30 protein-coding genes are annotated in these 22722 nt (G+C 36.4%); 8 read left to right on the plus strand and 22 right to left on the minus strand.

The window, feature by feature from the left end; all coding sequences use genetic code 11:
- Nucleotides 1-62 precede the first annotated feature (62 nt).
- The gene (gene rpsT, locus IQI_RS09520; RefSeq protein WP_064092417.1) at nt 63-314 is read left to right on the plus strand and encodes a 30S ribosomal protein S20; all 252 of its coding nucleotides are present in this window, start codon (nt 63-65) and stop codon (nt 312-314) included.
- A gap of 453 nt (nt 315-767) precedes the next feature.
- On the opposite strand, the gene IQI_RS09525 is transcribed toward rpsT, so the two are convergent.
- Nucleotides 768-1262 carry a lactoylglutathione lyase family protein gene (locus IQI_RS09525; protein WP_064092418.1) on the minus strand — a complete coding sequence of 165 codons (495 nt, stop codon included), beginning with the start codon at nt 1260-1262 and terminating at the stop codon, nt 768-770.
- A 133-nt stretch (nt 1263-1395) separates the two neighbouring features.
- Between IQI_RS09525 and IQI_RS09530 the strand changes: the two genes are divergently transcribed.
- Nucleotides 1396-1728: a winged helix-turn-helix transcriptional regulator gene (locus IQI_RS09530; RefSeq protein ID WP_064092419.1), complete on the plus strand. Its 333-nt coding sequence runs from the start codon at nt 1396-1398 to the stop codon at nt 1726-1728.
- 127 nt (nt 1729-1855) lie between these two features.
- Here IQI_RS09530 and holA read toward each other — a convergent pair whose 3' ends face one another.
- On the minus strand, nt 1856-2887 hold the full coding sequence (gene holA, locus IQI_RS09535; RefSeq protein WP_064092420.1) for a DNA polymerase III subunit delta: 1032 nt from the start codon (nt 2885-2887) through the stop codon (nt 1856-1858).
- Nucleotides 2888-3181: 294 nt separating this feature from the next.
- Between holA and IQI_RS20145 the strand changes: the two genes are divergently transcribed.
- Complete coding sequence (locus tag IQI_RS20145; RefSeq protein WP_064498967.1) at nt 3182-3316, plus strand: YqzM family protein; 135 nt, start codon at nt 3182-3184, stop codon at nt 3314-3316.
- Between the two features lie 156 nt (nt 3317-3472).
- Here IQI_RS20145 and IQI_RS09540 read toward each other — a convergent pair whose 3' ends face one another.
- Genes IQI_RS09540 through IQI_RS09550 form a run of 3 tightly spaced genes read right to left on the minus strand, consistent with a single transcriptional unit; the run spans nt 3473 to nt 7000 of the window.
- Nucleotides 3473-5761 carry a DNA internalization-related competence protein ComEC/Rec2 gene (locus tag IQI_RS09540; RefSeq protein WP_082892651.1) on the minus strand — a complete coding sequence of 763 codons (2289 nt, stop codon included), beginning with the start codon at nt 5759-5761 and terminating at the stop codon, nt 3473-3475.
- Nucleotides 5751-6317 carry a ComE operon protein 2 gene (locus IQI_RS09545; protein ID WP_064092421.1) on the minus strand — a complete coding sequence of 189 codons (567 nt, stop codon included), beginning with the start codon at nt 6315-6317 and terminating at the stop codon, nt 5751-5753. Before IQI_RS09545 ends, IQI_RS09540 begins: the two co-directional genes overlap by 11 nt.
- 59 nt (nt 6318-6376) lie before the next feature.
- On the minus strand, nt 6377-7000 hold the full coding sequence (locus tag IQI_RS09550) for a helix-hairpin-helix domain-containing protein (protein ID WP_064092422.1): 624 nt from the start codon (nt 6998-7000) through the stop codon (nt 6377-6379).
- Nucleotides 7001-7082: 82 nt separating this feature from the next.
- On the opposite strand from IQI_RS09550, the gene comER reads away from it, so the two are divergent.
- Together comER and IQI_RS09560 are read left to right on the plus strand one after the other, a co-directional pair.
- Nucleotides 7083-7904 carry a late competence protein ComER gene (gene comER / locus IQI_RS09555; RefSeq protein WP_064092743.1) on the plus strand — a complete coding sequence of 274 codons (822 nt, stop codon included), beginning with the start codon at nt 7083-7085 and terminating at the stop codon, nt 7902-7904.
- A gap of 165 nt (nt 7905-8069) precedes the next feature.
- Entirely contained in the window at nt 8070-8252 is a 183-nt protein-coding gene (locus tag IQI_RS09560) for a DUF4083 domain-containing protein (RefSeq protein WP_064092423.1), read from the plus strand.
- Nucleotides 8253-8484: 232 nt separating this feature from the next.
- Here the strand turns inward: IQI_RS09560 and IQI_RS09565 are convergent, their stop codons facing one another.
- The 8 genes from IQI_RS09565 to IQI_RS09600 are packed head-to-tail and all read right to left on the minus strand — an operon-like array spanning nt 8485 to nt 13493.
- A complete protein-coding gene (locus IQI_RS09565; protein ID WP_064092424.1) occupies nt 8485-9237 on the minus strand; it encodes a class I SAM-dependent DNA methyltransferase in 753 nt (250 codons plus the stop codon).
- Complete coding sequence (gene rsfS, locus IQI_RS09570; RefSeq protein ID WP_064092425.1) at nt 9238-9591, minus strand: ribosome silencing factor; 354 nt, start codon at nt 9589-9591, stop codon at nt 9238-9240.
- A 4-nt stretch (nt 9592-9595) separates the two neighbouring features.
- Nucleotides 9596-10162: a bis(5'-nucleosyl)-tetraphosphatase (symmetrical) YqeK gene (gene yqeK / locus IQI_RS09575; protein ID WP_064092426.1), complete on the minus strand. Its 567-nt coding sequence runs from the start codon at nt 10160-10162 to the stop codon at nt 9596-9598.
- Entirely contained in the window at nt 10155-10724 is a 570-nt protein-coding gene (locus IQI_RS09580; RefSeq protein ID WP_064092427.1) for a nicotinate-nucleotide adenylyltransferase, read from the minus strand. Before IQI_RS09580 ends, yqeK begins: the two co-directional genes overlap by 8 nt.
- 11 nt (nt 10725-10735) lie before the next feature.
- Nucleotides 10736-11029 (minus strand): ribosome assembly RNA-binding protein YhbY, encoded by a 294-nt coding sequence (yhbY, locus tag IQI_RS09585; RefSeq protein WP_064092428.1) that lies wholly within the window; start codon nt 11027-11029, stop codon nt 10736-10738.
- Entirely contained in the window at nt 11016-11864 is an 849-nt protein-coding gene (gene aroE, locus IQI_RS09590; protein WP_082892652.1) for a shikimate dehydrogenase, read from the minus strand. The genes yhbY and aroE overlap by 14 nt, the downstream gene beginning before the upstream one ends.
- A gap of 10 nt (nt 11865-11874) precedes the next feature.
- Complete coding sequence (gene yqeH, locus IQI_RS09595; protein ID WP_064092429.1) at nt 11875-12975, minus strand: ribosome biogenesis GTPase YqeH; 1101 nt, start codon at nt 12973-12975, stop codon at nt 11875-11877.
- The gene (locus IQI_RS09600) at nt 12972-13493 is read right to left on the minus strand and encodes a YqeG family HAD IIIA-type phosphatase (protein ID WP_064092430.1); all 522 of its coding nucleotides are present in this window, start codon (nt 13491-13493) and stop codon (nt 12972-12974) included. The genes yqeH and IQI_RS09600 overlap by 4 nt, the downstream gene beginning before the upstream one ends.
- A gap of 450 nt (nt 13494-13943) precedes the next feature.
- Between IQI_RS09600 and sda the strand changes: the two genes are divergently transcribed.
- Nucleotides 13944-14084 carry a sporulation histidine kinase inhibitor Sda gene (gene sda / locus IQI_RS09605; RefSeq protein WP_064092431.1) on the plus strand — a complete coding sequence of 47 codons (141 nt, stop codon included), beginning with the start codon at nt 13944-13946 and terminating at the stop codon, nt 14082-14084.
- Between the two features lie 115 nt (nt 14085-14199).
- Here sda and IQI_RS09610 read toward each other — a convergent pair whose 3' ends face one another.
- The gene (locus tag IQI_RS09610) at nt 14200-14979 is read right to left on the minus strand and encodes a phosphatidylserine decarboxylase (RefSeq protein ID WP_064092432.1); all 780 of its coding nucleotides are present in this window, start codon (nt 14977-14979) and stop codon (nt 14200-14202) included.
- Nucleotides 14980-15096: 117 nt separating this feature from the next.
- Here IQI_RS09610 and pssA point away from each other — a divergent pair, with 117 nt between their 5' ends.
- Nucleotides 15097-15636 (plus strand): CDP-diacylglycerol--serine O-phosphatidyltransferase, encoded by a 540-nt coding sequence (gene pssA, locus IQI_RS09615; RefSeq protein ID WP_064092433.1) that lies wholly within the window; start codon nt 15097-15099, stop codon nt 15634-15636.
- Between the two features lie 127 nt (nt 15637-15763).
- Here the strand turns inward: pssA and IQI_RS21180 are convergent, their stop codons facing one another.
- A complete protein-coding gene (locus IQI_RS21180; protein WP_268874485.1) occupies nt 15764-15895 on the minus strand; it encodes a hypothetical protein in 132 nt (43 codons plus the stop codon).
- Between the two features lie 197 nt (nt 15896-16092).
- On the opposite strand from IQI_RS21180, the gene sigK reads away from it, so the two are divergent.
- The gene (sigK, locus tag IQI_RS09620; RefSeq protein ID WP_064092434.1) at nt 16093-16806 is read left to right on the plus strand and encodes an RNA polymerase sporulation sigma factor SigK; all 714 of its coding nucleotides are present in this window, start codon (nt 16093-16095) and stop codon (nt 16804-16806) included.
- Nucleotides 16807-16866: 60 nt separating this feature from the next.
- On the opposite strand, the gene arsC is transcribed toward sigK, so the two are convergent.
- The 7 genes from arsC to IQI_RS09650 all read right to left on the minus strand — a co-directional run bounded on the left by arsC (nt 16867) and on the right by IQI_RS09650 (nt 22617).
- Complete coding sequence (arsC, locus tag IQI_RS09625; RefSeq protein ID WP_064092435.1) at nt 16867-17286, minus strand: arsenate reductase (thioredoxin); 420 nt, start codon at nt 17284-17286, stop codon at nt 16867-16869.
- Between the two features lie 24 nt (nt 17287-17310).
- The gene (locus tag IQI_RS09630) at nt 17311-18600 is read right to left on the minus strand and encodes an arsenical efflux pump membrane protein ArsB (RefSeq protein ID WP_064092436.1); all 1290 of its coding nucleotides are present in this window, start codon (nt 18598-18600) and stop codon (nt 17311-17313) included.
- Nucleotides 18601-18620: 20 nt separating this feature from the next.
- Nucleotides 18621-18965 carry an ArsR/SmtB family transcription factor gene (locus IQI_RS09635; protein ID WP_064092437.1) on the minus strand — a complete coding sequence of 115 codons (345 nt, stop codon included), beginning with the start codon at nt 18963-18965 and terminating at the stop codon, nt 18621-18623.
- A gap of 709 nt (nt 18966-19674) precedes the next feature.
- Nucleotides 19675-19818: a YrzI family small protein gene (locus IQI_RS20280; protein WP_082892653.1), complete on the minus strand. Its 144-nt coding sequence runs from the start codon at nt 19816-19818 to the stop codon at nt 19675-19677.
- Nucleotides 19819-20199: 381 nt separating this feature from the next.
- Nucleotides 20200-20442 carry a YrhC family protein gene (locus IQI_RS09640; RefSeq protein WP_082892654.1) on the minus strand — a complete coding sequence of 81 codons (243 nt, stop codon included), beginning with the start codon at nt 20440-20442 and terminating at the stop codon, nt 20200-20202.
- Between the two features lie 112 nt (nt 20443-20554).
- Nucleotides 20555-21691, minus strand: a complete 1137-nt coding sequence (locus IQI_RS09645; RefSeq protein ID WP_064092438.1) for a bifunctional cystathionine gamma-lyase/homocysteine desulfhydrase — start codon at nt 21689-21691, stop codon at nt 20555-20557.
- Between the two features lie 2 nt (nt 21692-21693).
- Nucleotides 21694-22617, minus strand: coding sequence for a PLP-dependent cysteine synthase family protein (locus IQI_RS09650; protein ID WP_064092439.1), 924 nt, complete (start codon nt 22615-22617; stop codon nt 21694-21696).
- Nucleotides 22618-22722 lie beyond the last annotated feature (105 nt).

Genomic DNA, 22722 nt, shown 5'->3' on the forward strand with positions numbered 1-22722 from the left:
TTGTTTAGGAATTTAAATCGAGTCACATAGAATCTCGATCCTTTTATAGGAGGTGACAGGAAATGCCAAATATCAAATCTGCTATTAAACGTGTTAAAACTAGCAACGAGCGTAACGCTCAAAACGCTGCTGTAAAATCTTCTATGCGTACTGCTGTGAAGAAAGCAGAAGCTGCAGCTGCAAACAGCGAAGACAACGTTAAAGAATTAGTGAACGAAGCCGTTCGCCAATTAGACAAAGCAGCACAAAAAGGATTAATCCACAAAAATGTTGCTGATCGTCAAAAGTCTCGCCTAATGAAAAAAGCGAACTAATTCATAAAAAACCACCTGGCTTTCTGCTAGGTGGTTTTTTTATTTAGCTCTCTTTTCATAAGGGTGCCTTCGTAAACTTTGTTGCTATTTAAGATAGCAGGAGGTGCTGGCTTTATGCGGGACGTGAGCTTCTGACTATAGTCTGTTCTAATTCCTCACAGGTTAAGTAAACAGCATTTTTTAAAGAGTCAGTTGTAGATTTCAGCTTATAAAAATACTATTACACTGGTTTTTTGTCATTATTAATCTCTGTCAAGAATCTCTTTTAGGTGAGGGCAACGACGTATACTTCAACGGAAAAATTGGCCAGCAGATACCAAAAAGCGAAGCATATGAGGCATGGCCGTATTTCCCCTCACCATCCAGGACAGACTGATAGACAGAGCCCCTCGAAACCCCGTGATAGAAAAAAAAAGACACATTCATCATTGAACATGTCTTTCTTCCATATGGTTAGTACGCTCCATCTGAATAAGTTAATTCATAGCTATGTGAGTAAATCTCAAAAATATTTCCGAATGGATCTTCCACATAGACCATGCGATACGGTTTTTCTCCAGGATAATACTCACGTATCGGCATGCGCTGCTTCCCACCATGCTGTTTGATTTTTTCAACCATGCCTTCTACATCAGGATCCTGGATGCAGAAATGGAATAAGCCTGTTTTCCAGTACTCAAAATTATTGTCAGGCTTTTCATTGTGAGGGAACTCAAAGAGCTCCACCCCGATTTTATCACCTGTTGCAAGGTGGGCGATTCTGAATTTTTCCCAATTATTCCCGAATACATCTCGGCACATCTGCCCGATTGCCGTGTCATCATTTTCAACATCGGAAGGTTCCATGATGACATACCAACCAAACACCTCTCTGTAAAATGTAACTGCCTCTTCCAGGTTTGGGACGGATAGTCCAATATGAGAAAAAGATCTTGGGTATGGTAACATCTTACTGATTCCTCCTTTATTTTTAATAAGTTTCATCTAACACGTCCTGATTATACGTGACAGGACTTCTCGATGTAAGAATGCACTTTTTTGTGAGAAACTAACCTAAAGGTAAGAAAGGAGTGAACAGGACATGGATACACCAATTGATCAGCATGGAAGACTAAAGTGTTCTATTGAATACACATTGAAGAAAATAGGCGGGAAATGGAAGACCGTCATTCTTTGGCATTTAGGAACGGATGGCACTCTCCGATACAATGAATTGCGCAGGTTATTACCGGGAGTTGCCCATAAAGTACTGAGTCAGCAACTAAAAGAACTGGAAGAAGACCGGTTCATCAACCGAACCCAATACGACACCATCCCCCCTAAAGTAGAATACTCCATGACCGAACTCGGCATGACACTCATGCCAATCCTTAAACAAATGCACGTTTGGGGAAACGAGCATGGAGATTTTTAGAAGAGGGACGGACCTCCGATTGGTACAATAAACGGACATATTCAAAAGCAATAATCTTTACTAAAAGGGCCTTTCATAAACATTGCCGGGCTCCGGAAAGTATTCTGGACAATCTTATAAAGTTTAGCTATTGGATAAAGCTTTGATCATGAAGTTTAAAGAGGAACATCTCGATCATAAGTTCTTTTTTGAGTTTTCCTGTTTTTATTTCATAATCTCCCTGTGAGAGCATTTCCATAATGTCTGCTAGTTGGCTGTCATTAAAATGTTTTGCCTGTCCTGCAGCTAGCTTCACCCTAAAGGGATGAACTTTTAAAGAGGTGGCAATTTTTTGTTGACCATATCCTCTTCTTGAAAGCTCTTTAACTCCATAGATTAAACGAAATTGTCCTGCCAGAATAGACAATATTTTTAATGGTTCCTCATTTTGTTTCAGTAAGTCGTAATAAATTCTTAAGGCTTCGTCTATTCTTCGGTGTACGACCTTATCTACTAATGAAAAGATATTTTGTTCTAGAGAACGTGCTGTTAATTTTTCTACGACGTCTACATCGATTCTATTTGTGTCACTTGCATATAGTGAAAGCTTGTCTAATTCTTGAGTAAGCATCATGAGATTCGTCCCTGCTAATGTAAGAAGTAAATCAACTGCATCTTCGTCAATTTGAACGGCATGTGAGGCTGCTCTCTCCCTCACCCATGATTTTAACTCATACTCATTTAGCTTTTTTGCTTCAACCACTTCAGATTGTTTTTTTAAAGCCTTTGTCATTTTCTTTCTCTCGTCTAATTTTTCGTAATGAGCTGTAATGATAAGAATTGTGTATGGTGCAGGTGATTGTATGTATTGTTCAAACCGTTTTACATTGTGCTCAACCTTCTCTTTTGTTTTTTCCGCGGTTAAAAACACAGGGTTTTGAAGAACTACCACTCTTCTTTCTCCCATAAACGGGAAGGTTTCAGCATCTTCAATTGCTACTTCAATTGGCGTTTCTTCTAAGTCATAGCTAGAAAAATTAAAATCCATCTCTTCCTCAGAAATCGCAGCTGATACAATTCTTTGTTTTGTTTCATTAATTAAAAATGATTCATTTCCGTACACTAAGTATATGGGGGCAAATTGAGATTTTTCAATGTTTTTCCAAGTATCAATAACCAAGTCAGCACTCTCCAGTTTTTTCTTTTATCTACTCTATGGTAAAAAAGCTTTTTGGTTTTGACAAGGGGGAAAGGGGACGCCCGTCAAATGGACACCCCCTATATCTATATTAACGTTATCGAGAAAGACCTAGGACCCTTTAACGATAACGGTATTTCCTTTGTTGTGATTAGTGTCACCTTTGCATGGGTAACTTATATGTGACAACTCTTGTCAGTAAAGGAAAATGTACAGTGAAGTATAGATTTTTTTCAAGCGATGTTCTATACTAGAATAGAAATAGGAGGGGTAGTTGTGAACCAATTTGAAAAAAGCGTACAATCAAAGAGAAACGATGCAGTAGATTCAGGTGTTGGCTTTATTGTATCTTTTGGATTCTTTGCTATAATGTTCGTCATTGCAACTGTCATTAAGCTTATTGGATCTTAATGAAAGATAAGGAGCGGACCTTTTAGTTGCTGGTTTCTTCAAATTCCATACTTGGTACTGTTTTACTACATAAGTATCAAATGGGTTGAAGATGCCTGACATTTAAATGGGTCTGCTCCTTTTTCTTTAGCGCTTAATTTGTTTTAGTAATACATCTTATGGGAACTGGGCCGAAAACGTTCCTTCTTTATACCAAAAACGATAGGTTACTGCTCCATTTTCCCCTGTATTTAACACCTTGATTCCATGCCGCTTCAATCTGTCTATAACTTCAGGATGAGGATGATTAAATCGATTATTTTCACCAGCTGAAATAATGGCAACTGACGGATTTAATTCCGAGAGGAACTCTTCTGTTGTACTCGTTTTACTTCCATGGTGACCTACTTTTAACACATCCACTTCAAAATCAAAGAATTCCCTGATTATTTCTTCACCTTTTGCTTCCAAATCTCCTGTAAACATCCATTTCAGCTGCCCAATTTCAGCATATAATACAATTGAATCGTTATTCCCTTCATACTTATCATCATGAGGTGATATAATATAAAATTGATTGTTTTGCTCATGCCAGACATGAGGATATTTCACTTCTTTAACAGGAAGATTTTTTTCATAAGCTGCTTTCACAACTTGGTTCATGCCTTCTTTCTGCCAGGAGTTTGGACTAATGTACACTTCTTTTATGTTCAGTTGGTTTAGTAAATCTTGAGCACCACCAATATGATCTAAGTCACTATGGGTCAAAATCAATTTGTCTAAAGTGGTTACTCCTTTACTTTTTAAAAAGGGGACGAGGATATCCTCACCAACGGAAAAAGAATGCTGCTTTATCTCCCACTCCTCCTTCGGAAAGCTCATTTCCCCACCTGTATCAATGAGATACGTTCCTCGATTAAAAGGCTGTTTTATTAGAATTGAATCTCCTTGTCCTACATCAATAAAAATGATTTCCCCAAATGGTTGATAATTGTTCCAAAGAATATTTCCTGTAAGTACAGTGAAATAAAGAATGAAAGCATATTTACCTTTCCTCCTTTCTATTCCTATAAAAAAAACGATCATCACTGCTGCATAAAAAATCGCTATAACAATTGAAGGCTTTCCTATTACGACTGTATTCATCGGTAGATCGCTAAGTAATGAAGACCACCATCCGACGCCTTTTACCAAATATTCATATAAAATCATTCCCCACTCAGTCACTTTACTGGAAAGAAAACTCATGAAAAATAGAAATAATGTAATTGGAAGTATCACAATTGAAAAAAGTGGGACATATATGAGATTCGTAAAAAAACCAATGATTGAGAATTCATAAAAGTGATACATCATGATGGGTAAGGATGAAGCTTGAGCAACTGCTGTCACTTTGAACAGTTGAATAACATAAGAAGAGGAAATGATGTTTTCAGAAGACAAAATGATGGATAAACTTACTACAAATGAAAGCTGAAAGCCTACATTGAACACTGAAAAAGGATTATAAAAAAGATATAAACTAAATATGATGGACAAGCTATCAAGTGTTGTTAAGCTCTTCGACCATCTCCTACTAACAATAATAATCATACACATAGAAGAAGCTCTGATTACAGGAGGTGCACCCCCTGTGATCATCGTATAAATGAACAGGAATAGAAGTAATACGTTGTTTACATTCTCTCTTATCATTCCTATCCTAAGTAATACAAAATAGAGCATGAAGAATACTAAACCGACATGCAATCCTGATATGGCCAATAAATGCACAACACCTAATTCCCGAAAGGTATTCATAACCTCTTCAGGAATACGCTCTGATTCACCAAAAATCAACGCCTGTGTAACTCCTATTGTTGACAAGGGGAATGTATTTTCAATATGTCTTAAACCATCAAATCTCCATTGCATTAGAGAATACTTCAACGAATGATGTATAGTGCATTCTTCAATTGTTTTAATGGATAGGATGAAAAATATCTGCTGTTGGTAAAGGTATTGTTTGTAGTTAAACATATTAGGGTTTCTATTTTCATTCGGCTGTGAAAATTCCCCCTTCACCCTACACGTAGCACCTGGCTTTAAACCTTTAAGAAGCTTTTTATCTTCCTTTGTGGGTATGAGATAGCGTAACATAATATCTTCTTTTTTTATCTTTCCTCTACTTACAAATGTATTTCCATCTATTGAAGGGATATCGTTTATTGTGATAGTGAATTTTTCAGAAGAGATGTCGTTGTAACTAAGGGAGGTTTGATGATTTTTTTCCTGGATTATTGCATTCAAAAAGGATAGAAGGATGAATAGAAGAGATAAAAAAAGAACCGTTGTTTTTTCTTTTCTAAGAAAGAGGGAGAGCAGAAGAACTCCAAAGAAGAAAGCACCCCAATACCATTGAAGTGCCATGAGTGTTCCTGACAGTGTGGATAATGCCAGATAAAGGGCAAGACCTTTATTCATCATTAAAAAGTCTTATGTATTCATTTTCAAAATGAGCGATTTTTTCTTCGTTCTCTCCTTGATTTCTCAACTCTTGAATTAATTCCAAAATCAAATGAGATTTTTCTTTAAAATTTGAATCTAAACTATTTTCATGGAATGGTACTTTTTCCACCTGGACTTCTGCTTGTTTAAAGAGTTCCAGCGCATAGGGATGATTCTTGTAATCCTTAGCATAATACACAGTTTTAATTCCGGCCTGAATTAATGCCTTACAGCATTGCAGGCATGGAAAATGAGTCACGTAAACGTCTGAATTTTTTGTAGGAACTCCAAATTTTGAACATTGCAACACAGCATTCATTTCGGCATGAATGGTTCTAACGCAATGATTATCTATTACATAACAGCCTTCATCAATACAGTGGTCTCCCCCTGCTATTGACCCGTTATAGCCACCTGCAATAATACGTTTTTCTCGAACAATTGTGGCTCCAACTGCAAGTCTCGTGCAAGTGCTTCGTAATGCAAGTAGATGACTTTGTGCCATAAAATATTGATGCCAAGCTATTCTTTCCATTCCCATACTCCTTTCCCTTTTCTGTATAAGTGTATAAATAGTTGAAGCATTTCGTCAATTCATTGGACAAAAATATATTCTTTTAATTTTTCAAATGTTTTCTCCCCCACCCCAGAAATCTCTTTAATATCTTCTATTTTTTGATAAGGACCGTTTTCCTCCCTATACTTTACAAACGCTGTCGCCTTGGATGGACCTATTCCTGGTAACGTTTCAAAATCTTCTTTAGAAGCTGTATTCAGGTCAACCCTTTGTATAGATGAGCTTGTTCCCTTTTGTGTAATGAGTTGTGCATCTGCCTCCATTTCTCCTATTTTCGGAACGTATATTAACATTTCATCTGTTACCTTGACTGCCAAGTTAATCAGTTTTTTGTCTGCTTCTTCAGTAAATCCCCCTGCCTGATCAATAACAAATTTCAAGCGTTCTCCCTGTTCTACTTCATATAAGCCAGGAAATGCTACCTCTCCTTTTACATCTACAAACACATTATTTTTTTCATTTATTTTCGTCTCATCCCTTTTAGCAGTAGTTTCTTCCATTTTTTCACGGAAAGGAAGTTCCAAATTTTTTTCTTCAACGGGATCGTTTGAAGTGGTATTAACGAAGAAAACTACCATACAAACCACCCCAATACCAATTACAACCAGAATCGTATTGTACTTTTCAATTAAGGGCTGCACATGAAATCACCTCTAATGGAATATTCGTTATGTGGAATTCATAAGTTTTAGGAGAGAGCGTATGAAAGAAGGAGGGCTGTACATGAAGATAGGTATTATCGGAACTGGGAATATGGGGAAAATCATCATCGAAGCTCTCATAGAATCAAGAGCGATTTCTCCTTCAAATCTCATGATTACAAATCGAACGGTCAAAAAAGCAGAAGAGATAAAAGAAAGATTCCAAACAGTAAATGTTTTTCATTCAAACGAAGAGGTTATTCACTCATCAGATTTACTTTTTATTTGTGTTAAACCTCATGATGTATTTAAAATCATTCAAGAAAATAAAAACAGTTTCTCAATAGAGAAATGCGTCGTTTCCATAACAAGCCCTGTGAGTGTACACCAATTACAATCTGTATTATCCTGTTCGTGTGCAAGATTCATACCTAGCATCACCAATCGTGCTCTTAGTGGAGTATCTCTATTAACATACGGTAGTCAATGTAGTGATCAATGGAAAAATGTGTTGTCAGAGCTGGCAGGAAAGATTTCAACACCCGTTCTCATTGATGAAAACGTAACAAGAGTGGCCTCAGATATCGTCAGCTGTGGACCAGCATTTTTCAGTTATCTTACTCAACGTTTTATAGATGCGGCAGTGGAAGTAACGGAGATCGATAAAGAAACAGCGACTATCTTAGCTTCAGAAATGCTTGTAGGACTTGGAGATTTACTTAAGAAAGATATATATACTCTTCCTACTTTACAGGAAAAAGTATGTGTAAAAGGTGGGGTGACAGGGATTGGCATAGGCGTCATGGAGAAAGAATTAGGAGATGTATTTCAGCAGTTGTTTAAAGGTACTCAAGAGAAATTTGAGGATGACATCGCTAAAACAACATCACAGTTTGGGGTCTAATCTAGACTCCTTTTTTAATTCGACAAAAAAAGTAAAATTCCTTCAATAAATTACAAAAACAGAAAGAACCTTTCTAAAAAAGAAGGGTTCTTTTATTATCGTACAACTACACACCCTATAATTTAATTTGTGGTATAATTATCCAAAAAGATAGGGGGGGGAATTATGTACATTAATGATTTTTTTTATTCAACTGTCATAATTTCATTACTACTTTTAGGAGCTCTTTCCTTTACCCTTTTCATCCGGAGATTGCTTATTAATACAAAGTTCAAATCCAATACTTCTAATGATATCAACAAGAAATTAGATAGAATTATTGAATTGCTTGAAAAGGAATCTAAATAATCCCAGGTGAAAATGTAGGTTTTTATTTGTGTAAAGGATTATTAATGAACCCCTTACCCCACCCACATATCAGGGTAAACCTGATAAATAGCAGTAAAACTAATTTCAGCTTAAAATATAATGAAACATTGAGGTGTAATTAAAAAATTAGCAACCAAATCATTATATGATATGGTTGCTAAAATGGTTTATAATTCGGTTCCCTGTTTTCAAAACCGAACCCGCTGTTCTTTTATATTTTCTTTTTTCTACATGCAAAAAAGATTCTTTCACTTTGATCTGTAGGTTCATCCTCTGAAAAATCAGCAGATACACTCAACACCTCAAAACCAGCATTAGATAGCATATTCTTCATCATTAGAATTGGATATGTTCTTTGCCTGTGCAACTCTTCTACACGTTCATACAGATTTGTTTCTTCATCTAAAACAAAAAAAGTTAACTCATGTTCAACGCTATTTGGTGATTCCCCAGGAAAACAATCCCAAATATAAGATACACTTTCATCAGTATGGGTAAAGGTTTGGTTTATAAAAATTTGCGTCATCTTGAAAATGGAATGAACGTCGAACAAAAACAAACCATCCCATTTCAAATGATGATAAACCCCTTTAAATGTATTCTCAACATCCTGTTCATCTTTCAAGTAATTGAGAGAATCACAAAATATGGTGATTAAATCATATTCACCTAAAGAATCAAGTTTACACATGTCTTGTTGAAATAGTGAAAGCTTTACATTTTCCTCTAAGGATTTTTCTTGGGCGATCATGAGCATGTCTTCAGAAAGATCAACACCAGTAACAGTGTATCCATTTTTAGCTAGACGAATAGATAATTCCCCTGTTCCACAGGCAATGTCTAGCACGTCACGTACCGGGATGGAGCACGCCTGTACTTGTTTGTTCACATAGTCTAACCAGCGTTCATAAGGGACGTCCTGCATTAAATAATCATATATATAAGCAAAACGCTCATAACTCATTTAGCTGTTCTCACTTTGTCCAACCTCTACATAAGAAGCGTCTCCCCATAATCGCTCAAGATTATAATAGCCTCTTTCCTCTTTATGAAAAACGTGGGCAACCACATCTCCTAAGTCAACAAGTACCCAACGTGCCTGATCAAATCCTTCTAACCGTTTTACACTATACCCGTTTTCCTCTGCTCTATCTTTTAACTCTCTTGCAATGGCTTGTACCTGTTTATCGGAATTTCCGTGACAGATAAGAAAATAATCTGAAATTAAAGAAACGCCTTTCATGTCTAAAACAACGATATCCTCTGCTCGTTTATCATCTGCTGCATTATATGCTAATTCTACTAAACTTTGTTCCATTCCTTCATCTCCTAGAATCTAATATTAACTCATTATAAAAACGAAATGTATCTGGATATATCCCTTGATTTTTTTTCATAAGAAACGTCATTGTATTTTGAAGGGCTTTAATAATCCCTTTATCTAATGAAGTATTGGATAACTCTCTTACTTCTTCTACACCGGGAAATTGACGATTTGGTTCTATATAGTCTGCTAAATATATCACCTTTTCAAGGGTCGTCATCTGTTCTCTGCCGGATGTATGGTATCGAATCGCGTCTAATACTTCTTGGTCCTCTATGCCTACTTCACGCTGAACCAAAATGGCTCCCACAGGGGCGTGCCAAAGTTCACTGTTAAACTTCAATAAATCTGAAGATAATTTCTCTTCAATAATGATGGTTTTCATCTCATCTTTATTTCGAAACTTAGCATAATCATGAAAAATAGCAGCCAATTCTGCCTTTTTTTCATCTGCCCCGAATTTTTTTGCGAGCTGTATCGCTGTTTCCATTACACCACAGGTATGAACATAACGATGTTCTGTTAAATGGCTCTTTACTTTTTGTAAAGCCTCTTCCCTATTCATATAACTTCTCCTCCTTTATGAAACGATACACATTATCTGGAACCAAATAGCGAATGGATTGTCCCTTTTGGATGCTTTCCCGTATGAAAGAAGAAGAAATTTCTATGGTAGGAATTTTAATCATTTTAACGTCATATGGTGACACCTGGGAATAAGAAGGTCGATTAACACCAATGAACCTGACCATTGTTTGAAGCTCGTCAATTCGAAACCATTTAGGGAGATACTCAATCATATCTCCCCCTATGATAAACGAAAAATCTATATTTTTTTCCTTTTGAGTCAAACATTTTATTGTTTCATACGTGTATGAGGGACCTTCCCTCTCTAATTCAATCATTTCAATAGAAAATTTAGGATTGTCCTTAATCGCTTCTTTAAGCATAAATAAGCGTTGTTCCACCGATACACGTTCATCTACCTGCTTATGAGGTGGCACGCGATTTGGAAGAAAGCGAATCTCATCCAATTGTGCTCTTTCTAATACTTGTTCAGCGAGTAATAAATGACCCAGGTGAGGAGGATTAAACGTGCCTCCTAGTAGTCCAACTTTCTTTTTCATAGAATCGATCCTTATCTAGGCAAAGTTAGTTGCTTATTTTCTTTTGACTCTTTATATAATACAATCGTACTGCCTATAACTTGAACGATTTCTGCTTTCGCACCTTGTGCTATTTGCTCTGCTACTTCTGATTTATCAAATTCACAGTTTTGAAGAACGCTGATCTTCATTAATTCTCTTTTTTCTAAAGCTTCTTCTATTTGGACGATCATATTTTCATTTACTCCGCCTTTCCCTACTTGGAATATTGGATTTAAATGATGGGCTTCTGAACGTAAAAATCTTTTTTGTTTACCTGTTAACATGTGAACCTCCTAGTTGTTTTAAAACGGCTTTTTTCATCATTATCGTGTTTGGAAAAATCCCCGTCCATTTTTCAAAAGCTAATGCTCCTTGGAAAACGAACATATCCAGTCCATTTTGTGTACGGGCACCAAGTTGTTTTGCTTGTTTTAAAAATGTTGTTTGAAGAGGGTTATAAATTATATCGCTCACGACGGTACCATTCTTCAATTGCCTGAGAGCCAACGGGTATTGTTCTACACTGGGTGACATCCCTATAGAAGTTGTTTGAATAATAACATCGTAGTCACTCAAGATTGTTTCAGCCTCTGAAAGATGCAGGTATCGAGACTCTAATGCAAAGGGACAAGAGTTTATTAGTGCCACTCCATTCTCTTTCGTTCGATTCGTCAAATCAATCTTCTTTACTCCGAGAGATGCAAGAGTATAATAAATAGCTTTTGCTGCTCCACCTGCACCAATAATAAGGACTGACTTCGTTTCCAGCTCTCCATCTATATGTGGCTTTAAGCCTTCCACAAAACCAAGACCATCTGTATTGTAGCCTATCAATGTCCCATTTTGGTTAACAACTGTATTTACTGCCCCAATCGCATTTGCTAATGGGTCAATTTCATCTAATAAAGGCATTACACTCGATTTATGTGGAACCGTTATATTCACACCTTTAATATCTAGTGCACGTAACCCACTGATGGCTTGGGGTAATTGTTCTTTACTTACATGGAATTTAACGTAAGTAGCCTCTATTTGATTATCGTTAAATGCAACGTTATGCATGATAGGAGACTTCGAGTGAGCGATTGGATCACCTATAACTCCATAAACGTCATTCACCCAATCCCTCCTAGATTAATGATTTTCTTAAAAATACACTAACTCCTTTAGGAACATATGCAGCAATAGTTGCTCCAGCATCATTTACTGTAATCCAGCCAAGTCCAGAGAAAACGATATCTGTTTTTGCTTCTTTTATTCTAAACTCATGCCTCACCAGTGGAGGGAACGTGTCCATATCGTCCTTTCTTGGTGGTTGCAAAAGTTCACCTGCATGGTTCTTATATAACTCATCGGCTTTTTCTATCTTAGTCCGATGAATAGAAAGTTCATTTGAGAAATAGCAAGTAAAAGGTTGACGTACTCCATTTGTAAAATCAAAACGTGCCAAGCCCCCGAAAAACAAAGTTTGTTCAGGGTTTAATTGAAATGTTCTAGGCTTTATTTCTTTTTTAGGAGTAATAATTTTCAAATCCTGCTTGTCTACAAAATGAGCCATTTGGTGATGATTGATAATTCCTGGTGTGTCAATTAATGACTCTTCATCATCTAAAGGAATCTGAATCATATCAAGGGTCGTTCCTGGAAAATGGGAAGTCGTTATGACCTCCTGTTCACCTGATACATGCTTGATGATTTGATTGATGAAAGTGGATTTACCTACGTTGGTACAACCTACAACGTAAACATCTTTCCCATTACGATATTCTTCAATTGCCTCAATTGCTTCTGCAATACCCTGTCCCCTAGCGGCACTGACTAATTGAACATCGATGGGCTTTAACCCTAACTGGCTAGCTTCATGTTTCATCCAATGAATAAGCTTTGAATTTTTCACGGATTTTGGAAGTAAATCTACTTTATTCCCTATTAACAAAATTGGATTGGACCCAACAAAACGGTGGAGACCAGGTAACCAGCTTCCATTGAAATCAAAAATATCAACGATCTTTACAATCAATCCTTCAGAGCTTCCAATCTCATTTAAGATTTTTAAGAAATCATCATCCGTTAAAGGGACATCCTGCACTTCATTATAATGCTTTAATCGGAAACAACGCTGACAAATGATTTCTTCTTTTTGAAGAGCTGATGGTGGAGCATAGCCTAAACCAGCTTTATCCTCTGTCTGAATCGCTACACCACAACCTATACATACTACTTGACTCACTTTTTGTCCTCCCACTCAAGCATGCCTTTTCGCTTGAAAAACTTCATTATTCTTCTCTCCACTTTACGATTAAACTTCGTAATAAACCCGTCTGATTGGGCAACAGGTACTACAAGAATAGTATGAAACCCGCTTCGATTCCCACCTAATACATCCGTTAAAAGCTGGTCACCAATCACGACTGCTTCCTCTTTCTTAACTCCCATTTCCTTAACGGCTTTCTTAAAAGCACGTCCCATTGGTTTTTTTGCCTGATAAATAAATGGAACTCCTAAAGGCTCAGCAAAAGCGCCTACTCTGTTTTCATTATTATTGGATACAATCGTAACAAGAATTCCTTGTTCCTGCATTTCTTTAAACCATTGAATTAATTTAGGAGTGGCATTTGGCCTATCCCATTCTACCAACGTATTATCTAAATCCGTTATAATTGCTTTTATCCCTTTTTCCTTTAAATACTCAGGACGAATACTAAAAATATCTTGAACCTGCTCATCGGGTAAAAATTGCTTTATCACTTGCTACACCTCAAATTCGTTTGTCATTAATGGTTTATTTAAATGAATGCCACTATTATTTTTTCTGATGATAACGAAAAATCTTAAAAGCACACATTTACTTTTTATCCTATATCAGATTAATGATACCCAATTTTAGCCTTAGATTCAAAATAAATCACATCTATGCGAGATGGTCAATGAATATTCCAGTGCACAATAAATATTTTTCGACAAAATTCATAAGTTCTCGGCCTCTGTGGATAACCTTATACACATTATTCATATTACAAACATGGGTCTTTTTACCAGTTATATACAGGTTAACCACAACTTATCCACTACAAACTGTGGATAAAGGAACGCTTGTTCTAAAAAAATAAATTTGGTAAAGTTTAATTACTAGATTATTACTTACTAACGTTATGGTTCATCATAAAAAATATTTTTTAAACTTTGGAGGTGGCATTAATGAGGAAATTATCGGACGAATTGTTAATTGATTCTTATTTTAAAGCGTGCGAGCTAAAACTCAATACAGAATTCATTCGCCTCATCGAATTGGAAATTCACCGTCGATCTCTTACAAATAGAATAAAAGCCACATCATAGAATAGTACCATTAAAATGGACGGATTCATATAGAATCCGTCCATTTTTACACACTTACTTCCTTAGTTTTAAAAAACTACAAATTTCCCCTTTGGTTTAGCCGATTATTTTCAATTTAAGTAAGCTTCCCGAGTATTTCACCGACTTTCACTTCCCTAGGAATCTGTTTTGCTGTTGAAAATTCAAACGTATTCTTCTCGAATAGTAAAATTACCGTAGAGCCAAAACTAAAATAAGCTACCTCTTCCCCTTGTTTCCAATCTGTTCTGTCGTGAACATAATCAACACTGTTCACAAACATTGCCCCAACATTGACTACGGCTATTTTCCCCGTTGAGTGAAGAAGTTCAGTTATGGAACGGAAATTTTTTGAGAGAGCTTCTTTTCCATAGGTTAGTCCTAAATGATTTACTGGATAAGAATGTTTTCCAAGAGACCATCTCTCGAGAATCTTCCCATTTATGGGGCTGTGAATCCTGTGATAATTTGCAGGGCTTAAATATAATACGGCAAATTGCCCTCCATTATAATTAGATGCTTTCTCCTTGCTTCCTAGCATTTCAAGTACAGAATACTTTTTTCCTTTTACTTCTATTTCCAGTTTATCTGTAATCATTCCAGTACTGGCCAATAAACCATCCACAGGGCTTACAGCTAGTGAGTCTCCATATTGAATATTTCTTGCTTCATCTTTCAGCTTTCTAATAAAGAATTCATGTAGAGTTTTATAGTCCGTTACACTTCCTTCTATCTCATCTACATTAATATTAAATGTTTTAATAAAGGATGGAATAAATGGAGCGCTCATAGGTGACTGGACGAATTTTCTCAGAATAAATGATGACCATTTCTTATTGGTTAACTCTATAAAAGACCGGTAAATTGTTTGTTTCATGCCGACACCTCACAAATTTCTATACTCAACTTACTTTAGCAGTTTAATAAGTATATAATAAATCATTCTCATATACTATAATTGTAGGAACTTTTTATGTATAGGGAGTGAGTAGAATTGATTCTCTCTGAAATTGTAGATCAGACGGCTAAGAAATTGAAGTCACAATCAGCCAATTTAGTCACTCTGTCTAATTTATTTCTTGGTGGGTTTGCCATTATTTCTACCTTTCATAATCAACTGAATTTAAGCTTATTGTTAATTTTTATCGCTGCCTTGGCCGACCGTTTTGACGGCATAATCGCGAGAAAATTCCAATGCGAATCCGATTTTGGAAAGCAATTAGATTCAATGAGTGATATTATTTCCTTCGGAGTAGCACCAGCTTTATTACTCTACCAAGCCGCCTTAGTTCACTTCGATGTTCCAGGAATACTTATTACTCTATTTTATATTGCCTGTGGAGCGTACCGTTTAGCACGATTTAACATAACTGAGACCTCTCATTATTTCATCGGCTTACCGATTACAGTAGCAGGATGTTTTTTAACACTTAGTTATTTAGCTTTACCTTATATCCCCGGTGTATCGTTTTTAATTTTGACAATGCTATTCTCCTTTCTAATGATCAGCCCATTTCAAATTAAAAAAATGTAAACTAAAAATGCCCCAAAACGTCAATCAGGGCATTTTTTTGTTTCGGTTTTTTTCACAGTCATTGCTATTATTTAACCCAAGAACCTTTTAATTGTCGGCGCTAAGCAAGTCTACTCCACTTTTCTTACTAACAATTATTGTAATACCACCATCCACCAAATAAAAAAAGTAAGATTAGTAGTACAACGGCTAACGCGAAATAGAACCCACCATAGTATCCAGGATAAACAGGTCCATAATATGGATATCCATATGGCATCATAATACCTCCTCACTTACTTATTACCATTAGTATATGAGGAACAAGATTTTCAGGTATAGGCGTTTGACTACAAATCACATGGCAGATTACAAGAAATCTCACGTAATTGTTGTTTACTTTTCCAGGACATGCAAGGACACGCTTTCATCTTCATATGAATGAATATAGACATAAGTCCTTATGGAGGTGAAAACATGTCTGGAGTTCTGACAGCACTAGGCTATTTTTTAAAAGAATTAATTTTTCTCGTATCTTACGTTAAGAATAATGCATTTCCCCAACCGTTATCTGCCGCTGATGAAAAAAAGTATTTAAAACGGATGGCTGCTGGTGATGATCATGCTCGTAACATGCTGATTGAGCACAATTTAAGATTAGTTGCTCATATTGTGAAAAAATTTGAAAATACTGGCGAAGATCCAGAAGACTTAATTTCCATTGGGACGATCGGGTTAATAAAGGCCATTGAAAGTTATTCCGAAGGGAAAGGAACAAAGCTGGCTACTTATGCAGCAAGATGTATTGAAAATGAAATCCTCATGCATCTTCGAGCGCTTAAGAAAACAAAAAAGGACGTCTCTCTTCATGACCCCATTGGTCAAGATAAAGAAGGCAATGAAATTAGCTTAATTGATATACTGAAATCTGAAACAGATGATGTCATTGAAACGATTCAATTAAGTATGGAGCTTGAAAAAGTAAGGAAATATATTTGTGTCCTAGACGAACGAGAAAAAGAGGTCATCGTAGGTCGTTTTGGATTAGAACTGAAAGAGGAAAAAACACAACGAGAAATTGCAAAGGAATTAGGAATTTCACGGAGCTATGTTTCAAGAATTGAGAAGAGAGCTTTGATGAAGATGTTCCATGAATTTTATCGTGAAGAAAAAGAAAAACGAAATAAATAGTATGGAAAGATATGTAGAGAACAAGAAAAAAACCAAGAGAAAATCTCTTGGTTTTCTTGTTTATTCACCTGTTTGGGCAAAGCGTAGAATTCTTTCTCCCACTTCATCGCGCACACGCTGGAAGAAAGCCCACTTTTCTTCGTCTGTCCCTTGAGCTTTAGCCGGATCATCAAAGCCCCAGTGTACACGCTTTACATGTGGTGGAGTCACTGGACACTTATCAGCTGCGTCTCCACAAAGGGTTACGACTAAATCAGCATTATTTAGAATATCTGTATCAATGATATCAGATGTCTGGTTTGTAATATCAATGTCTACTTCATTCATGGCTTTTACGGCGTTAGGATTTAATCCATGTGCTTCAATTCCGGCACTGTAAACCTTCCAATCATCACCTAGATGTTTTTTTGCCCAGCCTTCTGCCATCTGGCTTCTACAAGAATTACCTGTACATAGGAAGTAAATTGTTTTTTTTGACATGATGAACGTCTCCTTTTGTGTGAATTAGATAATTAATAACCATATATAAAGCCCAACTAATGTAATGAATAATGTTGGGATGGTCAGTATGATGCCCGTCTTAAAATATGTTCCCCAAGAAATTTTTACTCCTTTTAGAGAAAGTACGTGTAGCCAAAGTAAGGTAGCAAGGGAACCAATAGGTGTGATCTTTGGACCTAAATCAGAACCAATAACATTCGCATATATTAGAGCTTCTCGGGTTACCCCGGTCGTACTTGTATCTGCGATAGCTAGGGCATCGATCATGACTGTCGGCATATTATTCATAATTGACGAAAGAATGGCTGCAATAAAACCCATTCCCACTGTCGCGGTAAATAATCCATGATCAGCTGTCACTTGAATGACATCAGCCAGGACATTTGTTAATCCTACATTACGCAATCCATAAACAACAACGTACATTCCAATGGAGAAAAAGACGATGGCCCAGGGAGCACCTTTGATAACTGTTTTTGTATTTACAGCTGCACTTCTTCTTGCCATAAACAAGAAGAAAATGGAGACAATGCCTGCAATAATGGAAACAGGCAAGCCGATAAACTCACTTGCAAAATAACCTACTAGCAGAACCGCCAGGACAACCCATGATAGTCGAAACATTTTTTGATCTTGGATAGCATCAACAGGTCTTTTTAATTGTGATACGTCATAATTCTTCGGAATACTTTTTCGGAAGAATAGATACAGAACCAATATACTTGCACCTAGTGAGAAGAGGTTTGGAACGATCATTCTTGAAGCAAATTCAACAAAGCCGATTCCGAAAAAATCTGCTGAAACGATATTCACAAGATTACTTACAACTAAAGGGAGTGACGTAGTATCAGCTATAAACCCACTAGCAATAATAAATGGAAAGATAAGTTTCTCACTAAAGTTAAGGTTTCGAACCATCGCTAAGACAATCGGGGTTAAAATAAGGGCCGCTCCATCGTTTGCAAATAAAGCAGCAACGATGGCACCGAGAATGGATACGTAGATAAACATTCGTACCCCACTTCCTTTTGCAGCCTTCGCCATATGTAGCGCTGCCCACTCGAAAAAACCAATTTCATCTAAAATAAGAGAAATAATGATGATTGCAATAAATGCCAGGGTGGCGTTCCAAACGATGGATGTCACGTCAATGACATCGTTAAAATCAACAACTCCAGCGAGGAGTGCTAAAGCCGCTCCTCCACATGCTGACCAGCCAATTGAAAGGCCCTTTGGTTGCCAAATTACTAAAATAAGAGTGATAAGAAAAATCACGGATGCTAAAATCGTCATCTTTACACTTAAACCTCCAATTAATCACATGAGATGCGTAATCCTTTTTCTTTTAATTCTTCTAATTTAAAATCTTGGTTGGGAAGATGATGTAGAAGACTTTGAACCATTGGAAAATAATCACTTTCTCGATTAAGGGAATAGATAATCCACTGTCCTCTTCGTTTTTCCCGAATAACTCCAGCATCTTTCAATTTACGAACGTGTTGACTAATAGCTGGCTGGCTAGCTTTAAAAATCTCAACAAACTCACAGACACAACAATCATTCGTGTCTAATATTTTCATCATAGTTAAACGAGTTTTATCTCCTAATAGCTTTAAAATTATTGCACATTTATCTATTTCCAGGGTAGTTCCTTCCATAAATGCACCTCCTAAACTCATCCGGATATTAATATATAATAATTCACTTATATATTCAATGGTAATTTACAAGATGGTGAAGGGACATCCTTCGCTTCAGGGTCTGAGCACGAATGTATTTGGGAAGTAGTCAACGCGCTTCCCCTCACCATTTAGACTATACATAATCCAATAAAAAAACGACCTGATCAGGTCGTTTTTAAAAATTCACTATTCTACACTGACTTCCGCTGAAATAATTAAACCAATAACAGATGTTATGATTACTCCCATTACCATTGAAAACATCCTAATCACTCTCCCTTATTAGTAGCAATTTAATTCGCTCTTCTTACTATTAATGTATCATGATTAAGGTGAAATTCCCGGGCAATAAGTGAACAACTTATTACTAAAGATTGACAGAAATGTGAATGAAGCTTTCTTTATTAAATAAAGTTAATTTACAAAAAGGATCAATACCTCGATGTCTGGTACATCTTAAAATGAATAACAAAAAGATGCCAACGAATTGGCATCTCCTTGTACTTACTATTCTTTTACACTTCTTCGTTTTCGAAAGAATGCAGTCCAAATAACAATATTTAAAAACATACTTTCACCTACTTTTTCGATTCGTTAGGCTGTGTCCTTCTCAATCCATAGCGCATTCAGTCTCTTCTCTTGTAAATAAATCATTTTTCATTCTCCTCTCCATAAATTATTAGAATTAAAAAATTTGAGACATTTTCGTATATTGCTTGGATTTTGTTTCTTCAAATCGCTGTGAAACATTTTCAAAATGTGTAGCTTCATCAAATGTTTCTTGTTTCTTTTTAAATGTAACGGTTATAAACAATAGATTTAGTGTCATACATATCACCCCTTTCAAAGCTTACTAATCATAAAACGATATAGAAGCTAAAACAAAATAAAAAGCCACAAAGAAAGGCTCCTTGTGGCACAAAAAAGCCACAGGAAAGTCATCCTCCCTGTGGCTATCATTTAAATAAAATTAAATTAAGCGAAAAACATCCCACAAGTGGTCGAATGAATCGTACTATATAAAATTGTTTTCTTTTTATCAATTAAAATAAACATGTTATTCGACCTCCTTTAATGTGAATTTTTTCTTACATTGGTTAGTATATCCAATTATAGATTAGAAGTAAACCTATTTCGTGATATTTTTTTCTACAATTTCCCACAAAACAAAAAAGTCAGAATCTCAATGAGATCCTGACTTTTTTGTTTCTTATTCGTCTGCTGAATGAAGCTCTTTTTTATATTTTATTGCTTTCGTGAAAAATACAAGTGAGAAACCCAGTAAGACGACGGTACCTGTCATGAGTGTAACCGTTTTGCTAGAAGTAACAGTTTCAGACGGGATGATGACACCAAGGTACATAAATACACTAAGTGCCAGTAGCGTAAAGCCAAATCGTTTAAAATCATTTATTTTTTGTTGAATTGTTTTTTTATTTGTAATGTTCCCCAAACTTCATCACCTACTTTAGAACTAGTAAACTCTCATTCTATGGTAACATATTCAGATCATCATCCTACCATGTAATTGATGCCAGTTCTTCCAGTAGCTAATTGATTATTTATTAATGTGAAAGGGCGTTTTCTATATCTTGAATAAGATCTTCTGCATCCTCTAGTCCCACAGAAATACGTACCAGTCCATCTGTAATACCTAACTCATTTCTTCTTTCAACCGGGATCGAGGCATGTGTCATTCGAGCTGGAACTGAAATCAAACTCTCTACTGCTCCAAGACTTTCAGCTAACGTAAAATACTTAGTATTGGTTAATAAGCGATCTGCATTTTCTTCACTGCCTACATCAAATGAAACCATTCCTCCAAAACCAGATGCCTGTTGTTTGGCAATCTCATGATTGGGATGAGTTTCTAAGCCAGGGTAATAGACTTTTGACACTTTAGGATGGTTCAGGAGGAATTCTACGATTTTTTTCGTGTTCACTTCATGCTCTTCCATACGCAATCCTAATGTTTTAATGCCTCGAATTAACAGCCAAGAATCCTGTGGTCCAAGAACTCCACCTGTAGAGTTCTGTACAAAGAATAGATCTTCAGCTAACTTTGATGAATTTACAACTACTAAACCAGCTACTACATCACTGTGTCCACCAATATATTTTGTGGCACTGTGAAGTACAATATCAGCTCCTAATGAAATCGGATTTTGCCAATAAGGTGTACTAAACGTATTGTCCACAATCGTTACTAATTGATGTTTTTTAGCTAATTCGGCTGCACCTTTAATGTCTGTCACTTTTAACAAAGGATTTGTTGGTGTTTCAATGTAAAGCGCTTTTGTATTTGTTTGAATCGCTTTTTCAAGGGTATCGAGATTGCTGGAATCAACAAATGTAGATTGGATTCCGAGACGGTTTAATACCTTCGTCATAACGCGATAGGTCCCTCCGTACACATCATCTGTCATAACGATATGGTCTCCACTATCAAAAAGCATCATAACAGCTGTAATAGCTGCCATACCTGATCCAAATGCAAATCCTTTTTCTCCACCTTCTAAATCCTTTATTAACTCCTCAAGAGCATGTCTGGTAGGATTGCCTGAACGTGAATATTCAAACCCTTTATGTTTTCCTACTTCATCTTGCTTATAAGTGCTTACCTGATAAATAGGAGTTGAAACGGCTCCTGTTTGAGGGTCAGTTGGAATACCACCGTGAATGAGTTGTGTTTTTTTCTTCATTGTTAAATTCCTCCTTCATAAATTTTCTTACTCAAATATCTTTCACTTGAATCCGGGAAAATCGTCAAAATATGACTGCCAGGCTGTGCTAATTCTGCTTCAAGAAGTGCAGCATGAAGAGCAGCACCCGATGAGCTACCTACAAGTAATCCTTCTAATAAAGCTAATTCTTTTACTCTTTGAAATGCATCTTTATCTGTCACTGTGTGAATTCCTTGAAAATAAGAAGAATCCATATAATCCGGTAAGAATTCCATGCCAATACCTTCTGTTTTATGAGGACCAGAAGGACCACCATTTAATATAGATCCTTCAGGCTCCACGATAACGGTTTTAATAGCAGGATTCATTTCCTTTAAATATCGAGCTGTCCCCATAAACGTTCCACCGGTTCCAGCACCGGCAATAAATGTATGAATCTTACCATTCATTTGTTGCCATACCTCTGGTCCTAATGTTTTGTAATACGTTTGTGGATTAGCTATGTTCCCAAACTGTTGAGGAGAATAGGAATTTGGAATCTCTTCAACAAGTTCATTGGCTTTCGCAATGGCACCCTTCATCCCTTCCTCAGTAGGCGTATGCACAATTTGTGCTCCCAACGCTTTCATCAGCTCCTGCTTTTCAATACTGAATTTCTCAGGTACACAGAACATCACTTTAAAACCAGAGTTTACGGCAGCGAGAGCTAAACCTATTCCTGTGTTTCCAGCAGTCGGTTCAATAAACGTACCACCCTGCTTGATCTTCCCATTTAAAATGGCATCCTCTAATAATTCTTTACCTAATCGGTCCTTTACGCTTCCACCTGGATTAAAAAATTCTAATTTCGCGAAGAGTCGTACACCTTGTTTAAGTGGAAAATGAGTAAGCTCAACAATAGGCGTATTTCCTATGAGCTCATGTACATTTTTATATACATCCATCTATTTATTCCCCTTTAAAAAAGACTAACCTACACATCTTCTCTTTCTTCTACAGGATTTATTGAGGTGGTTCACCGCAGTAAGTGTAGAAAGTAATAGGAAAAT

The organism is Rossellomorea aquimaris TF-12 (assembly GCF_001648555.1).
Taxonomy (GTDB): Bacteria; Bacillota; Bacilli; order Bacillales; family Bacillaceae_B; genus Rossellomorea; species Rossellomorea aquimaris.

Coding starts and splice junctions, on each gene's coding strand:
- IQI_RS09650 (WP_064092439.1), bottom strand. CDS start 22,617: ATGGATGTATATAAAAATGTACATGAGCTCATAGGAAATACGCCTATT.
- sda (WP_064092431.1), top strand. CDS start 13,944: ATGAGGAAATTATCGGACGAATTGTTAATTGATTCTTATTTTAAAGCG.
- IQI_RS09565 (WP_064092424.1), bottom strand. CDS start 9,237: ATGAGTTATGAGCGTTTTGCTTATATATATGATTATTTAATGCAGGAC.
- rsfS (WP_064092425.1), bottom strand. CDS start 9,591: ATGGAACAAAGTTTAGTAGAATTAGCATATAATGCAGCAGATGATAAA.
- IQI_RS09560 (WP_064092423.1), top strand. CDS start 8,070: ATGTACATTAATGATTTTTTTTATTCAACTGTCATAATTTCATTACTA.
- arsC (WP_064092435.1), bottom strand. CDS start 17,286: ATGTCAAAAAAAACAATTTACTTCCTATGTACAGGTAATTCTTGTAGA.
- IQI_RS09635 (WP_064092437.1), bottom strand. CDS start 18,965: ATGGAAGGAACTACCCTGGAAATAGATAAATGTGCAATAATTTTAAAG.
- IQI_RS09610 (WP_064092432.1), bottom strand. CDS start 14,979: ATGAAACAAACAATTTACCGGTCTTTTATAGAGTTAACCAATAAGAAA.
- sigK (WP_064092434.1), top strand. CDS start 16,093: ATGTCTGGAGTTCTGACAGCACTAGGCTATTTTTTAAAAGAATTAATT.
- IQI_RS09540 (WP_082892651.1), bottom strand. CDS start 5,761: ATGATGAATAAAGGTCTTGCCCTTTATCTGGCATTATCCACACTGTCA.
- IQI_RS09645 (WP_064092438.1), bottom strand. CDS start 21,691: ATGAAGAAAAAAACACAACTCATTCACGGTGGTATTCCAACTGACCCT.
- comER (WP_064092743.1), top strand. CDS start 7,083: ATGAAGATAGGTATTATCGGAACTGGGAATATGGGGAAAATCATCATC.
- yqeK (WP_064092426.1), bottom strand. CDS start 10,162: ATGAATAGGGAAGAGGCTTTACAAAAAGTAAAGAGCCATTTAACAGAA.
- IQI_RS09525 (WP_064092418.1), bottom strand. CDS start 1,262: ATGTTACCATACCCAAGATCTTTTTCTCATATTGGACTATCCGTCCCA.
- yhbY (WP_064092428.1), bottom strand. CDS start 11,029: ATGTTAACAGGTAAACAAAAAAGATTTTTACGTTCAGAAGCCCATCAT.
- IQI_RS21180 (WP_268874485.1), bottom strand. CDS start 15,895: ATGCCATATGGATATCCATATTATGGACCTGTTTATCCTGGATACTAT.
- IQI_RS09580 (WP_064092427.1), bottom strand. CDS start 10,724: ATGAAAAAGAAAGTTGGACTACTAGGAGGCACGTTTAATCCTCCTCAC.
- rpsT (WP_064092417.1), top strand. CDS start 63: ATGCCAAATATCAAATCTGCTATTAAACGTGTTAAAACTAGCAACGAG.
- IQI_RS20280 (WP_082892653.1), bottom strand. CDS start 19,818: ATGACACTAAATCTATTGTTTATAACCGTTACATTTAAAAAGAAACAA.
- IQI_RS09530 (WP_064092419.1), top strand. CDS start 1,396: ATGGATACACCAATTGATCAGCATGGAAGACTAAAGTGTTCTATTGAA.
- IQI_RS09545 (WP_064092421.1), bottom strand. CDS start 6,317: ATGGAAAGAATAGCTTGGCATCAATATTTTATGGCACAAAGTCATCTA.
- IQI_RS09630 (WP_064092436.1), bottom strand. CDS start 18,600: ATGACGATTTTAGCATCCGTGATTTTTCTTATCACTCTTATTTTAGTA.